The organism is Nocardiopsis sp. CNZ308, from assembly GCF_004217075.1.
On record NZ_SHKJ01000001.1, the window covers coordinates 2922833 to 2940865 of the forward strand.

The window sequence follows — 18033 nt, forward strand, 5'->3', positions numbered from 1 at the left end:
GATGTTCAATGGGGACTGATCCGGAATGGCTCCCGCTCCGGCCGCGCGGAAGGCGAAATCCGCTGAGAGGCGAACCGCTTTCCGGGTAGATGTTCCGCACGGTCCGGAAGGCGGTTGTCAGACGAACCCCGCTCTGCAATAAAATTCCGGGCCAACCAGTGCGCCCGCGTGGGTTTCGGACTGTGCCCACCGGATGCGTTCCCGCTACAACAGGACAGACGACTTCCCGCTCCCCGGTCTCGCGGTGCGTTTCAGGACTACCGTCCCAATGGTCCCGCGTACCAAAGAGAACCGGATCCCCACTCGATAGGGTCGCCTCATGCACCACCCCCCCGACACGCTCCACGCCCGCAAACGGCGTAAGGCCCGGGCCATGATCGTGTCAGCAGCCTTCCAGCTCTTCGCGGAGCACGGATTCGACAACGTCACGGTCGCCGCGATCGCCGAACGCGCGGAAGTCGGCCGGACCACCTTCTTCAGGTACTTCGGCGACAAACAACAGGTGCTGTTCGCCGACGACGGGGCGGAGGCCGACCGCATGTGCGCCTACGTGCTGGAGAAGGCTCCCCGGCCGCTGGGCGAGGACCTCGGCGCCGCCGTCGAGCTGCTCAGGGAGGCCGACGCCGCCGTCAGGCCGCACACCGCGCTCTCCCCGGCCCACTCCGCCGTCCTGGCGCGCCTGCTCCGGGAGAGCGGTGAGCTGCGCTCGCGCTACCTGCTCACCCGCCAGCAGCGCGCCCACCGGTTCGCCGGTGCCCTGGTGGAGGCGGGTGCGGCCGAGAACGTCGCCGTGCTCGCCGCCCACACCGCCATGGCCTGCGAGCTGACCGCCATGCGGCTGGCGGAGAACCCGGAGGCCTTCCCCGCCCGCCTCGACGAGGCGCACGTCCTCCTCCACGCCATCGGCAGACCGGCGGCCCCCTGACCCGGGCCCCCACCCCACACCGACCCGGGGCGCACCGATACCGGTACCGGCCGCCCCGGGCCGCGTCGCGCGGCCGGCGCGCCCGCGGCGCCCCGGCACGTGCGCGGCGTCAGGGCGTGCGCCGGGCCGCGTCGAGGGCCGCCTCCACGCCCTCGTCGTAGCGCAGCGCGGCGGTGATCAGGCCGTGGCGCACCTCGAACAGGGTCGCGGTGCGCACCGGGGCCGCCTCGGGCCCCGAGTCGGCGCGGCCGGGCCAGGCGGCGTCCTGCTCCACCACGACGCGGTGCTCGTCCACGGTGTGCCAGCCGACCGGTTCGATGCGGATGCCCGAGTCGCGGACCCAGTCCAGGAAGGCGTCCACGCCCTGCGCGGCGCCCTGGGGGCCGCCGACCCTGATGTCGGGGTCGGCGACCGCCTTCGCCGCCATCAGGTCCCGTGCGCTCACCGCCGCGTGCCAGTCCCTGACCGGCGCCCAGCGCGCGTCGTCGGTGTCCGCGCTCATGTGCATCGCCCTCTCTGCGTCGGGTGTCCGTTCCTTCGGCCCGCGTGTTCCCGCGGGCTCCCCAACCCGCTACCCGCAACCGGGCGGTCGTGATCTTCCCCCTCCGGGAACAGGGGTGCGCGCGGGTCGCGGAGGAAGCCCCCCCGGGTCTTCGGGGCGGTGCGCTTTTCCCTCCGGAGGGAAACGGAGTTCCCGTGGGAAAAGGCGGCGAGGGCGTTTTCCCGATTTCCGGTCTGATGGTTTCCCCGGTGTCCGGATAGGCCGGGAACGCCGTTCGGAAGCCGTTCTCCGCGGGCGCCGTCGCGGGAGGGCGCGCGCCGCTCCGGCGCCGCCGCGCACGGGCGGCCGGGCCGCGGGTGCCGACGGGGGAGGGCGCGGCCCGGACCTGGTGTTCCGCGTGTCCGGGGCGCCCCCGGAGAGGGCGTGAGAAGTGGTTTCCCCTGGGTCCCCCGCTGGCGATCTTTCCCCGGCGCGGAATCGGGGACGACGAGGACGCGCGGGAAAGCGCATCGGAACAAGCGCGGGAAACAGAGGGAAAACGCCTCGGAACACGCGGCGGAGAAAACCCGCGACGCATTCCCGCGCCGGAATCCCTCTCCGAAACCCCCTGTGGAGAGGCGCGCGGGGAGCCCCTCCCCGTCCTCCCCGCGCCTCCCCGGCCGCCCGGCCCGGGCGGGCCCGCCGATCGGGACCCGGCCCTCCCGAGGCGGCCCCGCTCCGTCCCCGGCGGCTCCCCGCGGCCGGGGTCAGTGCACGACGGCGGCCCGGTACGGCTCGGCCCTGAGCAGGGTGACCCCGATGACCGCGCCCCGGGGCGCGGTGAACGTGCGCCGCTCGCCCTGGCGGGCGCCCACCAGCGCCGCGCCCAGCGGGGACTCGGGGGAGTACACCGTCATCCGGTCCGCCACGGACGCGTCCCGGACGCCGAGGAGGAACACCTCGTCCTCGTCCTCGCCGTCGTAGCGGATGGTGAGCACCTTGCCGGGAGCGGCGATCCCGTCGTCGGGCGCGGCCTCGTCCACGACGGCCTCGCTGAGCAGCCGCTCGATGGTGTGCACGCGCGCCTGCCGCACGGCGGGGTCGTGAATGTAGCGGGGCGCGGGGAGTACGTCCCCCGCGCCCCGGTCCGCCCCGGTGCCGGGGTCGTCGTCGGGGAGCGCGCGCAGCGTCCGGAGCTCCTCCCGGAGCCGCTCGTAGGCCTCCCGGGTCATCCATCGGTCGGTGGTCCTGGCCATGAACGTTCCTTGTCTTCAGGGCCCGCGCCGCGGACCGGGTCCGCGGACGGGGCGAGCACAGCGGTGGCCGACACGGGGGCCCTCGCCTACCACGAGTGTGTCCACGGGGGCGGGGTCGGGCGTTATCCTCGGGCGACAATCAGGTGAGGCCCCTTTGTGGCCGCGGAACAACTCCGCCGCCGGGGAAAGGAGCGGGCGTGATCCACCTCGACCGTCTCGTCAACGTCCTGGGCGGCTACGGCGCCCGGCTCGTCGGCCCCGAGCCGCTGCGCCGCAGGGAGCTGCGCAGCGTCGCCATGCACGACCCCACCGACGACGTGCCGCAGCTGGGCGACGCCTTCCTCGCGGTCGGCGTGGACTCGGCCGCCGAGGCGGTGCGCCTGGCCGAACAGGCCCGCGCGACCGTCGTCATCATCCGGTCCGCGACCGAACCCGGCGACGACGTGCGCGCACGTCTGGGCGAGGGCGGCCCCGCCCTCCTGGTCGTGGAGCCCGCCGTGTCGTGGAGCCAGGTCTCCGGGGTCGTCTACGGGCTGGTCCTGGAGGGGCGCGAGACCGAGGCCGGGCGCGGCCCCAGCGACCTGTTCACCCTGGCCGACACCGTCGCCGCCGAGGTCGGCGGACCCGTCACCATCGAGGACCGCGCCTCGCGCGTGGTGGCCTACTCGGCCTCCCAGGGCGGTACCGACCGGGTGCGGCGCGACACCCTCGTCGACCGGCGGGTCCCCGAGCGGGTCCGCGAACGCCTCGACGCCGACGGGGTGCTCACCCGGCTGGCCGCCGCGACCGGCCCCCGGTTCGTGCCGGGGATACCCGAACTCGGCATGGGCGGACGCACCGCCGCGCCGATCCGGGTGGGCCGCGAACTCCTGGGCACGCTGTGGGTGGCGTGCGACGCCCCGCTGGACGCGGAGCGCTCCCGGGCGCTGAGCGAGGGGGCGCACACGGTCGGGCTGCACATGCTGCGCGCCAGGGTCAGCAGCGACCTGGAACGGCAGGTGGAGTCGGAGTCGGTGATCGACCTGCTGGAGGGCTCGGCCGACCCTGCGCAGACCGCCGGGCGGATCGGCCTGCTCGGGGCGGGGCTGCGGGTGATCGCCTTCCAGGCACGCGCCCGCACCGAGCCCGAGGCCGCGATCCTGCACCTGTTCGAGCAGGTCACTACCGGTTTCGGCTGGTCGCGTCCGGGACGCAGCACCCTGCTCGGAACCACCGTGTACACCGTGCTGCCGTGCGGGGACGACCCCGCTCCGGCGGTGGAGTGGGTGCGCTCGACGCTGCGCGGCCTGCCCGACCGGCTGGGCGTGGTGGCCGGGGTGGGCGGCGCCGCCGACGCCGCGGGCCTGCCCGCCAGCAGGCAGGAGGCGGACGAGTGCCTGACGCTGCACGGACAGGCGCCCGAGGGCGCCGACGCGGTCGTCTACGACGACGCCTGGGACTCCGTGCTGCTGCGCCGCCTGCGCCTGGTGGCCGAGGCCGGGCGCATGCCCGTCCGCAACCCGGTGGCGGACCTGGTCCGGTACGACGCCGAGCACGGCACCGACCACGCGCGCACGCTCCGCGCCTGGCTGTACGTGCACGGGGATTTGGGACGGGCGGCGGAGCTGCTGGGCCTGCACCCCAACACGGTGCGGTACCGGCTGCGCCGGATGGGCCGGGTCGCGGACCTGCCGCTGCACGACCCGCGGGCCCGGGTGGCGATGACGGTCGCGCTCGCCGCGCTCGTGGCGGACCCGCCCGGCGAGGAGGGGCCGCACCCGCTCTGAACCGACACCCGTGTCCGCCTGCTTCCGCGTGCCGCGCGGACCGGCGGCGCACCCGCTCCGGGCGGGCGGCCGGGTGTGTTCCGGCGCACTCTCCCGAGTTCGGGCAATGCCCGGGTGCGCGGGTCCGCGGATCGCTACCGTTTGCGCATGAGCACACTGATCAAGGACCTGACAGCGTTGTTGGGGACCGCGGCGGCGACCACCCGGTGGGACGGGCGAGTGGAGGAGGCGCTGGCCCAGCCCCTGGTGGAGGCGGGCCTGGCCCGCAGGACCCCGGCCGGGACCTACCTGACCCCCGCCGGGCGCGACGCCCTCCCCGACGGCGCCACCGCGCGCGAGCTGCGCCCGCGCTTCGACTGGGGCAGCGACCCCTATCCGGCCGCGCCCCCGGCCGCGCCGACCGTGGAGGACGTGCGGGCCTACCCCGCCTACTGGCTCTGCGGCCCGGGCAGGGAGCGCGTCCGCGAGGAGTGCTGAGGCGGGCACCGAGGGGGACCCGTCCGTCCGGGACGGGTCCGCGCGTCACGCGTGACAGGCGGTGCGTCACGCGGAGCAGGCGGTGCCTTTCCGCCCGGGACGGGTCCGCGCGTCACGTGGGACAGGCGGCGCCCTTTCCTCGAAGGCCCCCCCAACACGGATCGGGCCCGCGCGCGGGGCGGGGCGACCACGGAGGCGGTCGGCCCCGGCTCACGCGGCACCGGGACCGCGCGCAGGGGACGGGGAGCGGCCGGTTCGCCCCGGCCCCTTGTCAGAAGGGGCGGGCGCGGATTCAATCGGGGTGTCGGGCGGTCCGTCGGCACGGTCCGCCGTCGCCTCGGCGGAGGGAAGCGCGCATGCCGGGACCGTGGAACGCGTGGCCGTGGGAGGCCGACCCCGAGGCCGTGCGCCGGGACGTGGCGGTCGCGCACGCGCGCTTCACCGACTCCGGCCGGGTCAGCGGCCCGGTCCGCCCCGTCGTCGGCGCCTCCTGGAGGCGCAGCGCCCAGCACGGCGTGGACCCCGACACCGCCCTGCCCCGGATCGAGCTCACCGGCCCCGACCTGCGCGCCCACCGCGACGCGCACCCGCTGGCCGCCGTCATGCCGCTGCTGCGGCACCTGCTCGTCGACACCGCGCCCGGCCCCCAGATCCTCGCGGTGGGCGACGCCTCGGGCCGCCTGCTGTGGGTGGAGGGCGACCACCGGCTCCGAGGCCGCGCCGAGGACATGTGCTTCGTCGAGGGCGCCAACTGGCACGAGCACGCGGTCGGCACCAACGCGCCCGGAGTCGCCCTCGCCCTCGACCACGAGGTCCAGGTGTTCGCCAGCGAGCACTTCGCCCGGGGCGTGCAGCACTGGAGCTGCTCCGCGGCGCCCCTGCACGACCCCGGTACCGGCGCCCTCCTGGGCGTCCTCGACCTCACCGGGGACAGCCACCTCGCCTCGCCGCAGGCCCTGGCCCTGGTCCGCGCCGCCGCCACCGCGGCGGAGGCGGAGCTGCGCGCCCTGCGCGCCGGGGCCCGTGGACCCGAGCCGAGACGGCGGCGGGCGGGCCGCCCGCCCACCGGTCCACGCGCAGGCGCCGCCTCCGACGGAGCCCGCGGACCCGCCGGGGGCGGCCGGCTCCGCGTCCTGGGACGCGACGGCGCCCGGCTCACCCTGGACGGCCGCGACCTGGCCCTGAGCACCCGCCATTCCGAGATCCTGCTCCTGCTCGCCCGCAGTCCGCGCGGGCTGACCGGCGACGAGCTCGGCGCCCGGCTGCACGAGCGGGACGCCTCCCCGGTCACCGTCCGCGCCGAGGTGTCGCGCCTGCGCCGCCTCCTCGGCCCCGGCCTGCTCGCCTCCCGCCCCTACCGGCTGTGCCGTCCACTGGCCACCGACGTGGACGAAGTGCGCCGCCACCTGGTCGCGGGCGCCTACCGGCGGGCCCTGGACGCCTACGCCGGGCCGGTCCTGCCCCGCTCGGAGGCGCCCGGCGTGGCCGAGGTCCGCGACGGCCTCCAGGCCGAGGTGTGCGAGGCCCTGGGCGCCAACGCCGCACCGGACGTGCTCCTGGACTGGGCCGAGCACCCCGAGTGGCGCGACGACCCCCGCGTCCTGGCCGCCGTGCTGCGCGCCCTCGACCCCGCCTCCCCGCGCCACGCCGCCCTGCGCGGCAGGCTGCGCTGGCTCGGCGGCTGACCCGCCCGCAACGTGGTCGCAACGTGGAGGTGACTAGCGTCACCCTCCCGACCTCCCCGGAAGCGGCTGCCGGCCCCACGGCCGGAGCCCGGCGAACCAAGGAGACCTCCATGGCGATCTACACACCCCCCGGCCAGCCCGGAAGCGTCGTCGAGTACGCCGCCCGCTACGACAACTGGATCGGGGGCGAGTGGGTCCGGCCGGTCCGGGGCCGCTACTTCGAGAACCCCAGCCCCGTCAACGGCCGCGTCTTCACCGAGGTCGCCCGCAGCGGCGCGGAGGACGTGGAACTGGCCCTGGACGCGGCCCACGGCGCCGCCCCCGCCTGGGGCCGCGCCTCCGCCGCCGAGCGGGCCCTGGTCCTCAACCGGATCGCCGACCGGATCGAGGAGAACCTGGAGAGGCTCGCCGTCGCCGAGTCCTGGGAGAACGGCAAGCCCGTCCGCGAGTGCCTGGCCGCCGACCTGCCGCTGGCCGTCGACCACTTCCGCTACTTCGCCGGGGCGATCCGCGCACAGGAGGGACACACCTCCCAGATCGACGGCGACACCGTCGCCTACCACTTCCAGGAGCCCCTGGGCGTGGTCGGCCAGATCATCCCGTGGAACTTCCCGCTGCTCATGGCCACCTGGAAACTCGCGCCCGCGCTGGCCGCCGGGAACGCGGTCGTGCTCAAGCCCGCCGAGCAGACCCCCGCCTCGATCCTGCTGCTCATGGAGCTGGTCGCCGACCTGCTGCCTCCCGGCGTGGTCAACGTCGTCAACGGCTTCGGCGCGGAGGCGGGCAAACCGCTGGCCAGCAGCCCCCGCGTCAGCAAGGTCGCCTTCACCGGCGAGACCACCACCGGCCGCCTCATCATGCAGTACGCGTCGGAGAACCTCATCCCGGTCACCCTGGAGCTGGGCGGCAAGAGCCCCAACATCTTCTTCGCCGACGTGGCCGCGGCCGACGACGCCTTCTACGACAAGGCCCTGGAGGGCTTCACCCTCTTCGCCCTCAACCAGGGCGAGGTGTGCACCTGCCCCTCACGGGCCCTGGTGCAGGACGCCGTCTACGACCGCTTCATGGGCGACGCCCTGGCCCGCGTCGGCCGGATCCGGCAGGGGAACCCGCTGGACACCGACACCATGGTCGGCGCCCAGGCCAGCAACGACCAGCTGGAGAAGATCCTGTCCTACATCGACATCGGCCGCCAGGAGGGGGCCGCGGTGCTCGCCGGAGGGGAGAGGGTCGATCCCGGTGGAGACCTGTCCGGCGGCTACTACGTCGCGCCGACCGTCTTCGAGGGCCACAACGGCATGCGGATCTTCCAGGAGGAGATCTTCGGCCCGGTGGTGTCGGTGGCCCGCTTCGACGACTACGACGACGCCCTCAAGACCGCCAACGACACCCTCTACGGGCTGGGGGCGGGGGTGTGGTCGCGCGACGGCAACACCGCCTACCGCGCGGGCCGCGACATCCAGGCGGGCCGCGTGTGGGTGAACAACTACCACGCCTACCCGGCGCACGCGGCCTTCGGCGGGTACAAGCAGTCCGGCATCGGCCGCGAGAACCACAAGATGATGCTCGACCACTACCAGCAGACCAAGAACCTGCTGGTCAGCTACTCCGACAAGGCGATGGGGCTGTTCTGATGGACCCCCGCGCCGACGGCGCGGCCGTGGAGAGGGTGGCCGTCACCGACGCGGCGGCCGCCCTGCTCCGCGAGCTGCGCGCCGAACACGGGCCGCTCATGTTCCACCAGTCCGGCGGGTGCTGCGACGGCAGCTCGCCGATGTGCTATCCGGCGGGGGAGTTCCGCACCGGGGCCTCGGACGTGCGCCTGGGCGACCTGGACGTGGGCGCGCCCGAACCGGTGCCGGTGTGGATGTCGCGGGCGCAGTTCGAGCTGTGGAGCCACACCCACCTGACCATCGACGTCGTCCGGGGCAGGGGCGCGGGCTTCTCCCTGGAGGCGCCGACGGGCAACCGGTTCCTCATCCGCTCCCGGCTGATGACCGACGACGAGGCCGAACGCCTCTGAGCCCGCGCGGAGGCGGCGGGGCGGAGAGCGCGCTGAGGCCGCCCTGGCGGCGTCGGACGGGGCGGCCTCCCGGGGGGAGCGCGGGGGAGCGGCCTTCCGGTCCGCGCCGCCCCGTCCTCCGTCAGGCGTTGCCGGGGTCCGGGCGCTCGTCGGTCCGCGCGCTGCCTTCGGAGGCGCGGAGTTCCTCGTTGATCCTCTGCGCCTCCTCCAGCTGGTCCTCCAGGATGATGATCCTGCACGCGGCTTCGACCGGAGTGCCCTCGTCGACGAGTTCGCGGGCGCGGGAGGCGATCCTGAGCTGGTAACGGGAGTAGCGGCGGTGCCCGCCCGCCGAGCGCAGGGGCTCGATCAGCCGGGCCTCGCCCAGGGCGCGCAGGAAAGCCGGTGTGGCACCGATCATCTCCGCCGCGCGGCCCATGGTGTAGGCGGGGTAGTCGTCATCGTCGAACCGTTCTTCGGTTTCGGGACGGGACAAGCGTTTCTCTTTCTCTCCTCATCGCACGCCGAGGGCCCCAGCGCCGAACAGCGCTGGGGCCCGAGAGTTCAACACCATCTACCGGCTGCTGCCGGTCTTCCGCTTCCCGAGGTCAAACTGGGACGGGAGCGCGGGGATCGCGGTTGTGTGACCGTGGACCACCTTCTTCCGAACCGGGGCCTGCGGTACCCGAGTGGGACCTCCCCACACCCGGGCGATCCTCGATGGCATCTACTCCTCTCGATCTCACTGCGTACACTTCACACCTGCCGCGGCGTCCCCCGTGCGGGCGGGACACCGGTCCTGCGGTACTGCCTTACCTCTGTACTGCGGTGTCGCTGTCCTACCGGCTCCCGGCGTCTTGAAGCACGTGCACACCGGTCGAGCCGACCCGCTCTGTCACTGCGCGGCCCTTCCCGTGCGGGCGAAGAACCGGTCCTGCGGTACTGCGTACTGCCTTACCTCTGTACTGCGGTCCTACCGGCTCCCGACGCCGTACGAAAAACCTCTGCGTCGGTCGAGCCCTACCGCGTTCTCCCTGTTGCCGCGGCGTCCCCCGTGCGGGCGGGACGCCGGTCCTGCTCCCCACCGGCGCATCCGGTGGTCCACCTCGTGGATCTCTGTGGCTACGACAGGAAATGTATCAGCGCTTCCGACGGATGTCTACTCTGGCCGATGTAGGTTTCGGTGAGTCTCGCGAGCAGGTTCTCCGGGGCGCCGTCTCAGCCCGCCTCGGCGTACACCGGGGCCTCCAGGGACGCCCGCAGCTGCTCGGCCAGCGGTTCGTCGAGGCTGTGCGGCAGGCCCCCGTGGCGGGGGTCCCGGCACGCCCGACGGAAGGCGTCGGGGTCGCCGGTCAGCTCCGCGGTGGCGTTCCTGAGATCCTCCAGCGCCCGACGGAGGCGGTCGGGAGTGCTCCCCCACGCTGTCTCGTAGGCCCGGAGGGCGCGGAAGAAGCGGACGCACGCGAAATGGGTCGTCTCCCGGTGGTCGTGGCGCTGGATGTGCTCGGCCACCGCGCGGGTCCTGCGGAGTGTGGAAGGCATCGGATCACTGCTTCCTGAGGGGAGGGACACGGACACTGCTCAGGGGCGGGCGGCCCGGCCGGAGCCGGGCCACCGGGGCTCAGGCCCGGATGCTGCGGGGCTGGCCCTCGCCTGTGCCGACGCTGATCTTGCGCGGCTTGGCCTGCTCGGCGACCGGGATGCGCAGGGTCAGGACGCCGTCGGCGTAGTCGGCCTGGATGGCGTCGGTCTCCAGCGTCTCGCCGAGGAACAGCTGCCGGGAGAAGGTGCCGGTGGGCCGCTCGGCGACCACCACCGACTCGCGGTCGCGCACGGTGTCGGGGCGCTCGGCGGTCACCGTGAGCACGTTGCGCTCGACCTCCAGGTCGATGGAGTCGGCGCGCACGCCCGGCAGGTCGAAGCAGACGACGAAGACATCGCCGTCGCGGTAGGCGTCGATCGGCATCGCGGCCGGTCGGGACGCGTCGCCCAGGATCCGCTGTGTCAGGCGGTCGATGTCCCGGAAGGGGTCGGTACGCATCAGCATCATGGAAACCTCCCTTGGCTCTACTAGAAAACCTGATGCGAGGTGACGCAAGTTTTATACCGCAGACTGGAGAGGTAAACAACTATGTCCGACAAAGATTTTCTCAAGCCGTGGGTAAGACGGCGGTCCCGACGGGAAGGATGCGCTGATGAGGGAACCAGGGCCGGATCCTGTCCGGGGCCTGTACACGATCTCCGTGGCCGCGGAGCTGTCCGGCGTCGCGCCGCGGAGCCTGCGCGCCTACGAGGAGCGGGGCCTGGTCGCCCCGGCGCGGACCGAGGGCGGCACGCGGCTGTACAGCGACGACGACATCACCCGCCTGCGGCGGGTGGCCGAGCTGGCCGCCCAGGGGGTGAACCTCGCGGGGATCGGCCGGATCCTGGAACTGGAGGAGGAGAACACCCGACTGCGCGGCGGCCCCGGGGGCGGGTGAGACGTGCGGGGACCGGCCCGTCCCGGACCCGGCCCGGACACGGCGAGGGCCCCGGGAGCGGGCTCAGCCGCCCTCCCGGGGCCCACGCGCGGACTCTCGCCGGCCGTCTAGCGGGAAGCGCCGTCCGCTTCGGCACCGCCCTTCCCGTGTTTGGCCTCCAGGCGCTCGGCCAGCTCGTCACGGGCGATGAGCTCCTCGTCGATGCGCCCGGTCCGGTAGCCCACGCGGGCGGCGATGTGGCCCGCCACCGGGACGGTCACGACCTGGAACAGCGCCACCAGCAGCAGCGTTCCGGCGCTGAAGACGTTGGTCTCCTCGGGGATCAGCCGGATGCCGATCCCCACCAGCACCAGCAGCAGCCCCAGGATCTGCGGCTTGGCGGCGGTGTGCATGCGCGAGAGCAGGTCGGGGAAGCGCAGCAGGCCCACGCCCGCCACGAGCGAGAGCATGGCCCCGGCCAGGACGCACAGGACCGCCACCCAGTCCAGGACGGTGATCAGCTGGTCGCTCACGAGGTCTCCCCCTTCTCCGGCCGCTCCGAGCCGGGGACCGCGTCGGTGGGCGTCGCGGAGGTCGGATGGGCCTCGGTCGGCGTGGCGATGTGCTCCTGGTCCTCGTGCGCCCGCCGCGCGACGAACTTGGCGATGCTGACCGAGCTGACGAAGCCCAGCAAAGACAGGACCAGCAGCGTCGGCAGGACCGTGGGGTCGCGGGTGAAGGCCGCGTAGGCGCCCACGCCGGTCAGCACCGAGGCGAGCAGCACGTCCACGGAGATGGCCCGGTCCAGGATGCCCGGGCCGATGAGCATCCGGGTCACGCTCAGCAGCGCGGCCAGGCCGAGCATGACGCCGATGGCGATCCACAGGGCGTTCACGGCCTCCCCCTTCCGCTCAGCACGGACTCCCCGGTCCGCAGCGCGGCGATGTCCTCACGGGTGCCCAGCGCCATCACGATCCGCTCCTCCAGGTGCAGGACGTCCTCGCGCCCCTGCTCGATCGAGCTGTCGTCGTCCGCGCCCAGCACGTGCACGTACAGGGTCCGGTCGGGCTGGCCGACCTCGACGATCACCGAACCCGGGATGATCGAGCTGGCGATCGACACGCACACCTGCATCAGGTCGGAGTCGGTGCGCAGCCGCACCTCCACCACCGAGCTGTGCACCCGGCCGGGCGTGAAGGTCTGCACGGTCACCCGGAAGCTGGCCCAGACCATCCGGGCGAGCATGTACACCAGCAGCCGGATCAGGTACAGCGGCCGGAACCGGAACCCCGGGGAGATCGGCGGCAGCGGGAACACCAGCATGATCACCACCGACACCAGGAAGCCCAGGACCAGCAGGCCCAGCGACTCCGGCCGCAGCTGGAAGGCGTCGAAGAGCAGCATCCACACCAGGGTCATGCCGAGCGCCACCGGGATCTGCACCTTGCCCAGGCGCCTGCGCAGCGCGGTCAGGCCGATCCGCTTCTTCTCCTGCAGGCCGTTCACCGGTCGCCTCCCAGAACCGCCTCGATGTAGGGGCCGCGCGCCTGGAGCTCGACCGCCGCGTCCGAGGAGTACTCGATCAGCGGCCCGGCCAGCACCGTCAGGGCGATGCTGAACACCACCAGCGCCACCGTGGCGCCGACCATACTCCTGGGCAGGACGACGGACGTGACCACGGGCGTGGCCGCGGTCGAGGTGTCGCCCAGGCGGGAGGACGGACCGACCGCCTCGCCGGGGCCCAGGGCCGCGGTGGAGGGGTCGTCGGTCTCGCTGTCCTCCAGCACGGTGCCGGGCTCGGCCACCATGCCCTCGGAGGGCGTGCGCCAGAACGCGTAGTTCCACACCCGGGAGATGACGTACAGGGTCAGCAGGCTCGTCAGCACCGACGCGCCCACCAGGGCGTAGGCCAGCGGCGTGCCCGCCTCCACCCCGGCCTGGATCAGGCCGAGCTTGCCGAGGAAGCCCGACAGCGGCGGGATGCCGCCCAGGTTCATCGCCGGGACGAAGAACAGGACCGCGAGTATCGGCGCGATCCGCACCAGCCCGCCCAGCTGGTCCAGCGAGGTGGAGCCGCCCCGGCGTTCGATCAGACCCGTGATGAGGAACAGCGTGGTCTGCACCGTGATGTGGTGCGCGACGTAGAACACCGCGCCCGCCATGCCCTGCTCGCTGCCCAGGGCCACGCCGAACACCATGTACCCGATGTGGCTGATCAGCGTGAACGACAGCAGACGCTTGATGTCGGTCTGCGCGACCGCGCCGAGGATGCCCATGATCATCGTCGCCAGGGCCACGACCATCAGCAGGTCGTTGAGCTGGTCGCCCGGGAACAGCAGGGTCTGGGTGCGGATGATCGCGTACACGCCCACCTTGGTGAGCAGGCCCGCGAACACCGCCGTGACCGGCGCGGGCGCGGTCGGATAGGAGTCGGGCAGCCACGCGGCCAGCGGGAAGACCGCCGCCTTGATGCCGAAGGCGAACAGCAGCACGACCTGGAGGACCGCCCGCAGGTCCGAGGACAGCTCGGGCAGCCGCTCGCCGAGCTGGGCCATGTTCACCGTGCCGGTCGCGCCGAAGACCAGCGCGATGGCGATGAGGAACAGCACCGACGACACCAGGGACACCACGACGTAGATGGCGCCCGCCCGCATCCGGGACTGCGTGCCGCCCAGGGTCAGCAGCACGTAGCTGGCGGTCAGCAGGATCTCGAACCCGACGTACAGGTTGAACAGGTCGCCGGCCAGGAAGGCGTTGGAGACGCCCGCCACCAGGATCAGGTAGGTCGGCTGGTACACCGACAGCGGCGCCACCTCGGCCTTGCCCGCCATGCCCTGGCCGATGGAGTACACCAGCACGGCCAGCGTGATCGCCGCCGACACCGTCACCATCAGCGCGGAGAGCCGGTCGGCGACCAGGGTGATGCCGATCGGCGCCTCCCAGCCGCCCACCTGCACGACCTGCGGGCCGTAGGCGTGGGAGCCGAGCATCAGCACGAGGCCGATGACCAGTACCAGGGCCAGCGAGATGACGCTGAGCGCCTGCTGGAGCCGGGGCCAGCGGATGCCGAGCGCCAGCTTCACCCCGGCCGCGAACAGCGGGAGCACCACCGGCAGCGGGATGAAGTAGTGCAGCAGACCGACGAAGTAGTCCGTCCCCATGGTCACTCGCTCCCTTGCAGGTCGCTGTCCTCGGCGCGGGCCAGGCGCTCGCGTTCGGCCCGCATGGTCTGGCGCGCCTGCCTGCGCTGCGAGCGGATGCGGCGGCGCAGCTCGCGCCACAGCTCGCGCTCGGCGGCGCGGTCGGCCCGCCTGTGCTCGCGCAGGCGCCTGCGCCCCTGGCGGATGCGCCCGCGCAGCTCCTGGACCTGGGCGGTCATCGACTCCGCGCGGTCGCTCAGGCGGCGCATGGTCTCGCGGGACTGCTCGTCCGGATCGTTCTCCTCCGCCTCCAGCTCGTAGCGGGCCAGTTCGGCCTGCGCCCGCGCGATCTCGGCCTTGATGCGGGCCTGCTCGGCCAGCTCGCGGGCGTCGGCGGTGGCGATGGTCGCCTGGAGTTCGGCCCGCTGGCGGCGGATGTCGGCCTGGAGCCTGCGGCGCTCCTTGAGGAAGCGCTGGCGTACGGCGCGGCGGCCCTCGCCCTGGACGATGCGCAGGTCCTCCGCGTCGTCCTGGACCTCGTCGTTGCCCTCCAGCTGCCAGTTCCGGTAGGCCATGGCCAGCAGGAACGCGGTGATGCCGAGGGTGATGACGATCGCCGTCAGGATCATCGCCTGCGGCAGCGGGTCGGTCATCTCCTCCGGTTCGGTGAGCCACAGGACCGGAGGCCCGCCGGGCTCGCCCGCCATGGACAGGATCATCAGGTTGACCCCGTTGCTCATGACGATGAAGCCGAGCAGCACGCGGGTGAGGCTGCGCTCCAGCAGGAGCACGACGCCCACCGCGACCAGGACGCCGACGATGACGACCAGGAGCAGGCTGGGGGACTCGTTCACGAGATGACCTCCTCTGGGCGTTCGGGCCCCCCGGTCCTGGCCTGGGCCTCCGAGTGCGCGGCGTCCCGCTCGATCTGCTCGTCGATGCGGGCGCCGAGGCTGCGCAGGATGTCCAGGATGAGCCCGATCACCAGCAGGTACACGCCGATGTCGAAGATCAGGGACACCGTGACGTGGGCCTCGCCCAGGATCCAGAGGTCGATGTAGGTGTCGCCTCCCGCCAGGACGTCGGTGCCGAAGATGGCCCCGCCCAGCGCGGTGCCGGTGGCCACGGCCAGACCCGCGCCGATCAGCGCGCCCGGCTGCACCCACGCGGTGGCGTACAGCTCGAACCGGCCTCCGGCCAGGTAGCGGACGATGAACGCCAGGCCCGCGACGATGCCGCCCGCGAAGCCTCCGCCGATGGCGGTGTGGCCGGTGAGCAGCAGGTACACCGAGATCACCATGATCACGGGGAACAGGAAGCGCGAGACGACCTCGAAGATGACCGACCGGCGCTCGGTGGGCAGGGCGTCGGCGCCCGGCAGCCAGGTGCGCGCCCACCGGGGCTCGACGTGCATCCTGCGGGGGGCGAACCGCAGGCCGCCGAGGTCGAGTCCGCGCTGGCCGTCCGCTGGCGGCTGCGGTTCGGTGACCGACAGGGCCATCACCCCGCCCGGCGTCTTGCGCGGCTGGGCGCGGCGGCGCACGAACATCAGGCTCGCCACGCCGGCGGCCGCGGCGGCGAGCACCGAGATCTCGCCCATGGTGTCCCAGGCGCGGACGTCGACCAGCAGGACCGAGATGATGTTGTAGCCGCCCGCCTCCTCGGCCGCGGCCGGGTAGCCCGCCGAGACGGAGGGCTCCTGGCGGCCCGCGAGTGCGAACCAGGTCATCGCGGCCACCAGGACTCCGGTGGCCGCGCCCAGGGCCAGGTTCCACACCCGGCGCCCGCGCAGCGCGGGCGCCGAGAAGCGGGCCGGGAAGCGGCGCAGCACCAGCACGAAGACCACCAGGCTGACGGTCTCCACGAGGAACTGGGTGAGCGCGATGTCGGGGGCGCCCATCAGGTAGAACAGGGCGGCGACGCCGTAGCCGCCGGTGCCCACGAGGATCACCGCGAACAGGCGGCGGCGCACGAACAGCGTCAGCAGGGCGGACGCGCCGATGATCAGGACCGGGATGATCTGGACCGGGCTGTCCCACAGGCGCACCGAGGGGTAGTCCCCCTCCCAGATCCGGCCGCTGACCATCCACCACCCGGCGGCGACGACGAGGGTGACCAGGATGGTGCCGAGGTAGACCGGCAGCGAACCGCGCTGGGTACCGCCGGTGACCTGGAGGGCCAGGTTCTCCAGCGCGGCCAGCATCCGGCGGTAGACCCGGTCGGCGTCGGGCAGCGCGGTCCGCGTTCCCGCCCACACGATCTCGTGGCGGAACCGGAACAGCACCAGACCGCCCGCGACGCACACCGCCGACAGCAGCAGGGGCAGCCCCGGGCCGTGCCACAGGGCCAGGTGCTTGGCGTAGTCGCCCTCGGCGACGGGGACGGTGTCGGCGTACACGGCCAGGAAGGGGTCCACGAGGGTGGAGAGCAGGCCGCCGAGCAGGCCGAGCCCGGCCAGGACCGCGGCGGGCGCCTGGAGGAGCGGGCCGGGGGCGTGCAGCGGGGTGGCCGGGACGTTCTCCTTGTCCCAGAAGGCGCCCCACAGGAAGCGCAGGCTGTAGGCGACGGTGAAGGTGGAGCCGATCACGATGCCCGCCAGGACGGCGGTGTCGGCGCCTCCGCCGTGCTCGAAGGCGCCGAAGGCCAGTTCCTTGCCGGCGAACCCGAGGGTGGGCGGCAGACCCGCCATGGAGGCCAGCGCCACGACCGAGGTCCAGAAGGTCACGGGCATGGAGGAGCGCAGGCCGGACAGCTCGCGCAGGTCGCGGGTCCCGGTGCTGTGGTCGATGACGCCGACCACGAGGAACAGCGGCGCCTTGAACAGCGAGTGCGCGATGAGCATCGAGATCCCGGCCAGGGCGCCGGCCTGGGTTCCGGCGCCCAGCAGGGTGATGAGGAAGCCCAGCTGGCTGATGGTGCCGTAGGCCAGGACCAGCTTGAGGTCGTACTGGCGCAGCGCCTTCCAGCCCGCGAGGACCATGGTGAGCGTGCCGAAGAACAGGGCCGTGTACTTCCACACGGCGACGTCGTGGAAGGCGGGGGTGAGCCGGGCCACCAGGTAGACGCCCGCCTTGACCATCGCCGCGGCGTGCAGGTAGCCGGAGACCGGCGTGGGGGCGCGCATGGCGGCGGGCAGCCACAGGCTGAACGGCAGCAGGGCCGACTTGGACATCGCGCCGACCATGATGAGCACGAGCGCGACGTTGACCAGGGCGCCGCCCGGCGGCGAGGCGACGATCTCGGAGATCACGTAGGTCCCGGCGGTCTCGCCGAGCATGATCATGCCCACGAGCATCGCCAGCCCGCCGAAGGTGGTGACGGTCAGGGCCGTCATCGCGGCCCGGCGGCTCTCCTTCAGCTCCGTGCTGTGCCCGATGAGCAGGTAGGAGAAGACCGTGGTCAGCTCCCAGTAGACGAAGAGCTGGATGAGGTCGTCGGCCAGCACCAGGCCCAGCATGGCTCCGGCGAAGGCGACGAACACCCCGGCGAAGCGGGCCAGGCCGGGTTCGGAGTCGTCGAAGTAGCGGGCGCAGTAGACCAGGATCAGCGCGCCCACGCCCGCGGCGATGAGCGTCATCACCAGGCCCAGGGCGTCCATGTACAGGCCGAGTCGGAGGGAGAACTCCGGCGCCCAGGGGATGGAGACGGCGAGGGTCTCGCCGCGCATGATCGCGGGGATCTGGAAGAGGGCCCAGAGGGTGGACACACCCGGGACGACGGCGAGCGCGAGGAAGGCGTTACGGCCCCACTGGCGCACCAGTAACGGCGCGATCGCAGCTGCGATGAAATGCGCGATCAGCACTGTTGTCAATGCGCCCCTCCCGGACCTGTCCGGGCCCGCC

General features: G+C 73.1%; 18 protein-coding genes. 7 read left to right on the plus strand and 11 right to left on the minus strand.

From position 1 onward, the window contains the following. Positions 1–319 precede the first annotated feature (319 nt). Positions 320–925 (plus strand): TetR/AcrR family transcriptional regulator, encoded by a 606-nt coding sequence (locus EV372_RS12695; RefSeq protein ID WP_130396167.1) that lies wholly within the window; start codon positions 320–322, stop codon positions 923–925. Between the two features lie 109 nt (positions 926–1034). On the opposite strand, the gene EV372_RS12700 is transcribed toward EV372_RS12695, so the two are convergent. Continuing rightward, complete coding sequence (locus EV372_RS12700) at positions 1035–1427, minus strand: nuclear transport factor 2 family protein (RefSeq protein ID WP_253795947.1); 393 nt, start codon at positions 1425–1427, stop codon at positions 1035–1037. 746 nt (positions 1428–2173) lie between these two features. Beyond that, positions 2174–2662, minus strand: coding sequence for a GreA/GreB family elongation factor (locus tag EV372_RS12705; RefSeq protein ID WP_130396169.1), 489 nt, complete (start codon positions 2660–2662; stop codon positions 2174–2176). A 197-nt stretch (positions 2663–2859) separates the two neighbouring features. Here EV372_RS12705 and EV372_RS12710 point away from each other — a divergent pair, with 197 nt between their 5' ends. From EV372_RS12710 to EV372_RS12730, 5 genes are all read left to right on the plus strand, one after another. Then, positions 2860–4428: a PucR family transcriptional regulator gene (locus EV372_RS12710; protein ID WP_130396170.1), complete on the plus strand. Its 1569-nt coding sequence runs from the start codon at positions 2860–2862 to the stop codon at positions 4426–4428. 147 nt (positions 4429–4575) lie between these two features. Further along, positions 4576–4905, plus strand: coding sequence for a hypothetical protein (locus tag EV372_RS12715; RefSeq protein WP_130396171.1), 330 nt, complete (start codon positions 4576–4578; stop codon positions 4903–4905). Positions 4906–5261: 356 nt separating this feature from the next. Beyond that, positions 5262–6590, plus strand: coding sequence for a GAF domain-containing protein (locus EV372_RS12720; RefSeq protein ID WP_130396172.1), 1329 nt, complete (start codon positions 5262–5264; stop codon positions 6588–6590). Between the two features lie 110 nt (positions 6591–6700). Continuing rightward, on the plus strand, positions 6701–8224 hold the full coding sequence (exaC, locus tag EV372_RS12725) for an acetaldehyde dehydrogenase ExaC (protein WP_130396173.1): 1524 nt from the start codon (positions 6701–6703) through the stop codon (positions 8222–8224). Next, a complete protein-coding gene (locus tag EV372_RS12730; RefSeq protein WP_130396174.1) occupies positions 8224–8613 on the plus strand; it encodes a DUF779 domain-containing protein in 390 nt (129 codons plus the stop codon). Before exaC ends, EV372_RS12730 begins: the two co-directional genes overlap by 1 nt. 121 nt (positions 8614–8734) lie before the next feature. Here EV372_RS12730 and EV372_RS12735 read toward each other — a convergent pair whose 3' ends face one another. From EV372_RS12735 to EV372_RS12745, 3 genes are all read right to left on the minus strand, one after another. Then, on the minus strand, positions 8735–9088 hold the full coding sequence (locus EV372_RS12735; protein WP_130396175.1) for a MerR family transcriptional regulator: 354 nt from the start codon (positions 9086–9088) through the stop codon (positions 8735–8737). A 722-nt stretch (positions 9089–9810) separates the two neighbouring features. Continuing rightward, the gene (locus EV372_RS12740; RefSeq protein WP_130396176.1) at positions 9811–10134 is read right to left on the minus strand and encodes a hypothetical protein; all 324 of its coding nucleotides are present in this window, start codon (positions 10132–10134) and stop codon (positions 9811–9813) included. A gap of 79 nt (positions 10135–10213) precedes the next feature. Then, the gene (locus EV372_RS12745; protein WP_013155877.1) at positions 10214–10642 is read right to left on the minus strand and encodes an Hsp20/alpha crystallin family protein; all 429 of its coding nucleotides are present in this window, start codon (positions 10640–10642) and stop codon (positions 10214–10216) included. 145 nt (positions 10643–10787) lie between these two features. Here EV372_RS12745 and EV372_RS12750 point away from each other — a divergent pair, with 145 nt between their 5' ends. Beyond that, positions 10788–11072 (plus strand): MerR family transcriptional regulator, encoded by a 285-nt coding sequence (locus EV372_RS12750; protein WP_130396177.1) that lies wholly within the window; start codon positions 10788–10790, stop codon positions 11070–11072. Positions 11073–11179: 107 nt separating this feature from the next. Here the strand turns inward: EV372_RS12750 and mnhG are convergent, their stop codons facing one another. The 6 genes from mnhG to EV372_RS12780 are packed head-to-tail and all read right to left on the minus strand — an operon-like array spanning position 11180 to position 17993. Continuing rightward, positions 11180–11584 (minus strand): monovalent cation/H(+) antiporter subunit G, encoded by a 405-nt coding sequence (mnhG, locus tag EV372_RS12755; RefSeq protein WP_130396178.1) that lies wholly within the window; start codon positions 11582–11584, stop codon positions 11180–11182. Next, positions 11581–11946 carry a monovalent cation/H+ antiporter complex subunit F gene (locus EV372_RS12760; protein ID WP_130396179.1) on the minus strand — a complete coding sequence of 122 codons (366 nt, stop codon included), beginning with the start codon at positions 11944–11946 and terminating at the stop codon, positions 11581–11583. The genes mnhG and EV372_RS12760 overlap by 4 nt, the downstream gene beginning before the upstream one ends. Next, a complete protein-coding gene (locus tag EV372_RS12765) occupies positions 11943–12557 on the minus strand; it encodes a Na+/H+ antiporter subunit E (protein WP_130396180.1) in 615 nt (204 codons plus the stop codon). The genes EV372_RS12760 and EV372_RS12765 overlap by 4 nt, the downstream gene beginning before the upstream one ends. Next, positions 12554–14212 carry a Na+/H+ antiporter subunit D gene (locus EV372_RS12770; protein WP_197044415.1) on the minus strand — a complete coding sequence of 553 codons (1659 nt, stop codon included), beginning with the start codon at positions 14210–14212 and terminating at the stop codon, positions 12554–12556. The genes EV372_RS12765 and EV372_RS12770 overlap by 4 nt, the downstream gene beginning before the upstream one ends. 2 nt (positions 14213–14214) lie before the next feature. Beyond that, on the minus strand, positions 14215–15045 hold the full coding sequence (locus tag EV372_RS12775) for a Na(+)/H(+) antiporter subunit C (protein WP_130396182.1): 831 nt from the start codon (positions 15043–15045) through the stop codon (positions 14215–14217). Beyond that, positions 15042–17993 (minus strand): Na+/H+ antiporter subunit A, encoded by a 2952-nt coding sequence (locus EV372_RS12780; RefSeq protein ID WP_130396183.1) that lies wholly within the window; start codon positions 17991–17993, stop codon positions 15042–15044. The genes EV372_RS12775 and EV372_RS12780 overlap by 4 nt, the downstream gene beginning before the upstream one ends. Positions 17994–18033: the final 40 nt, after the last annotated feature.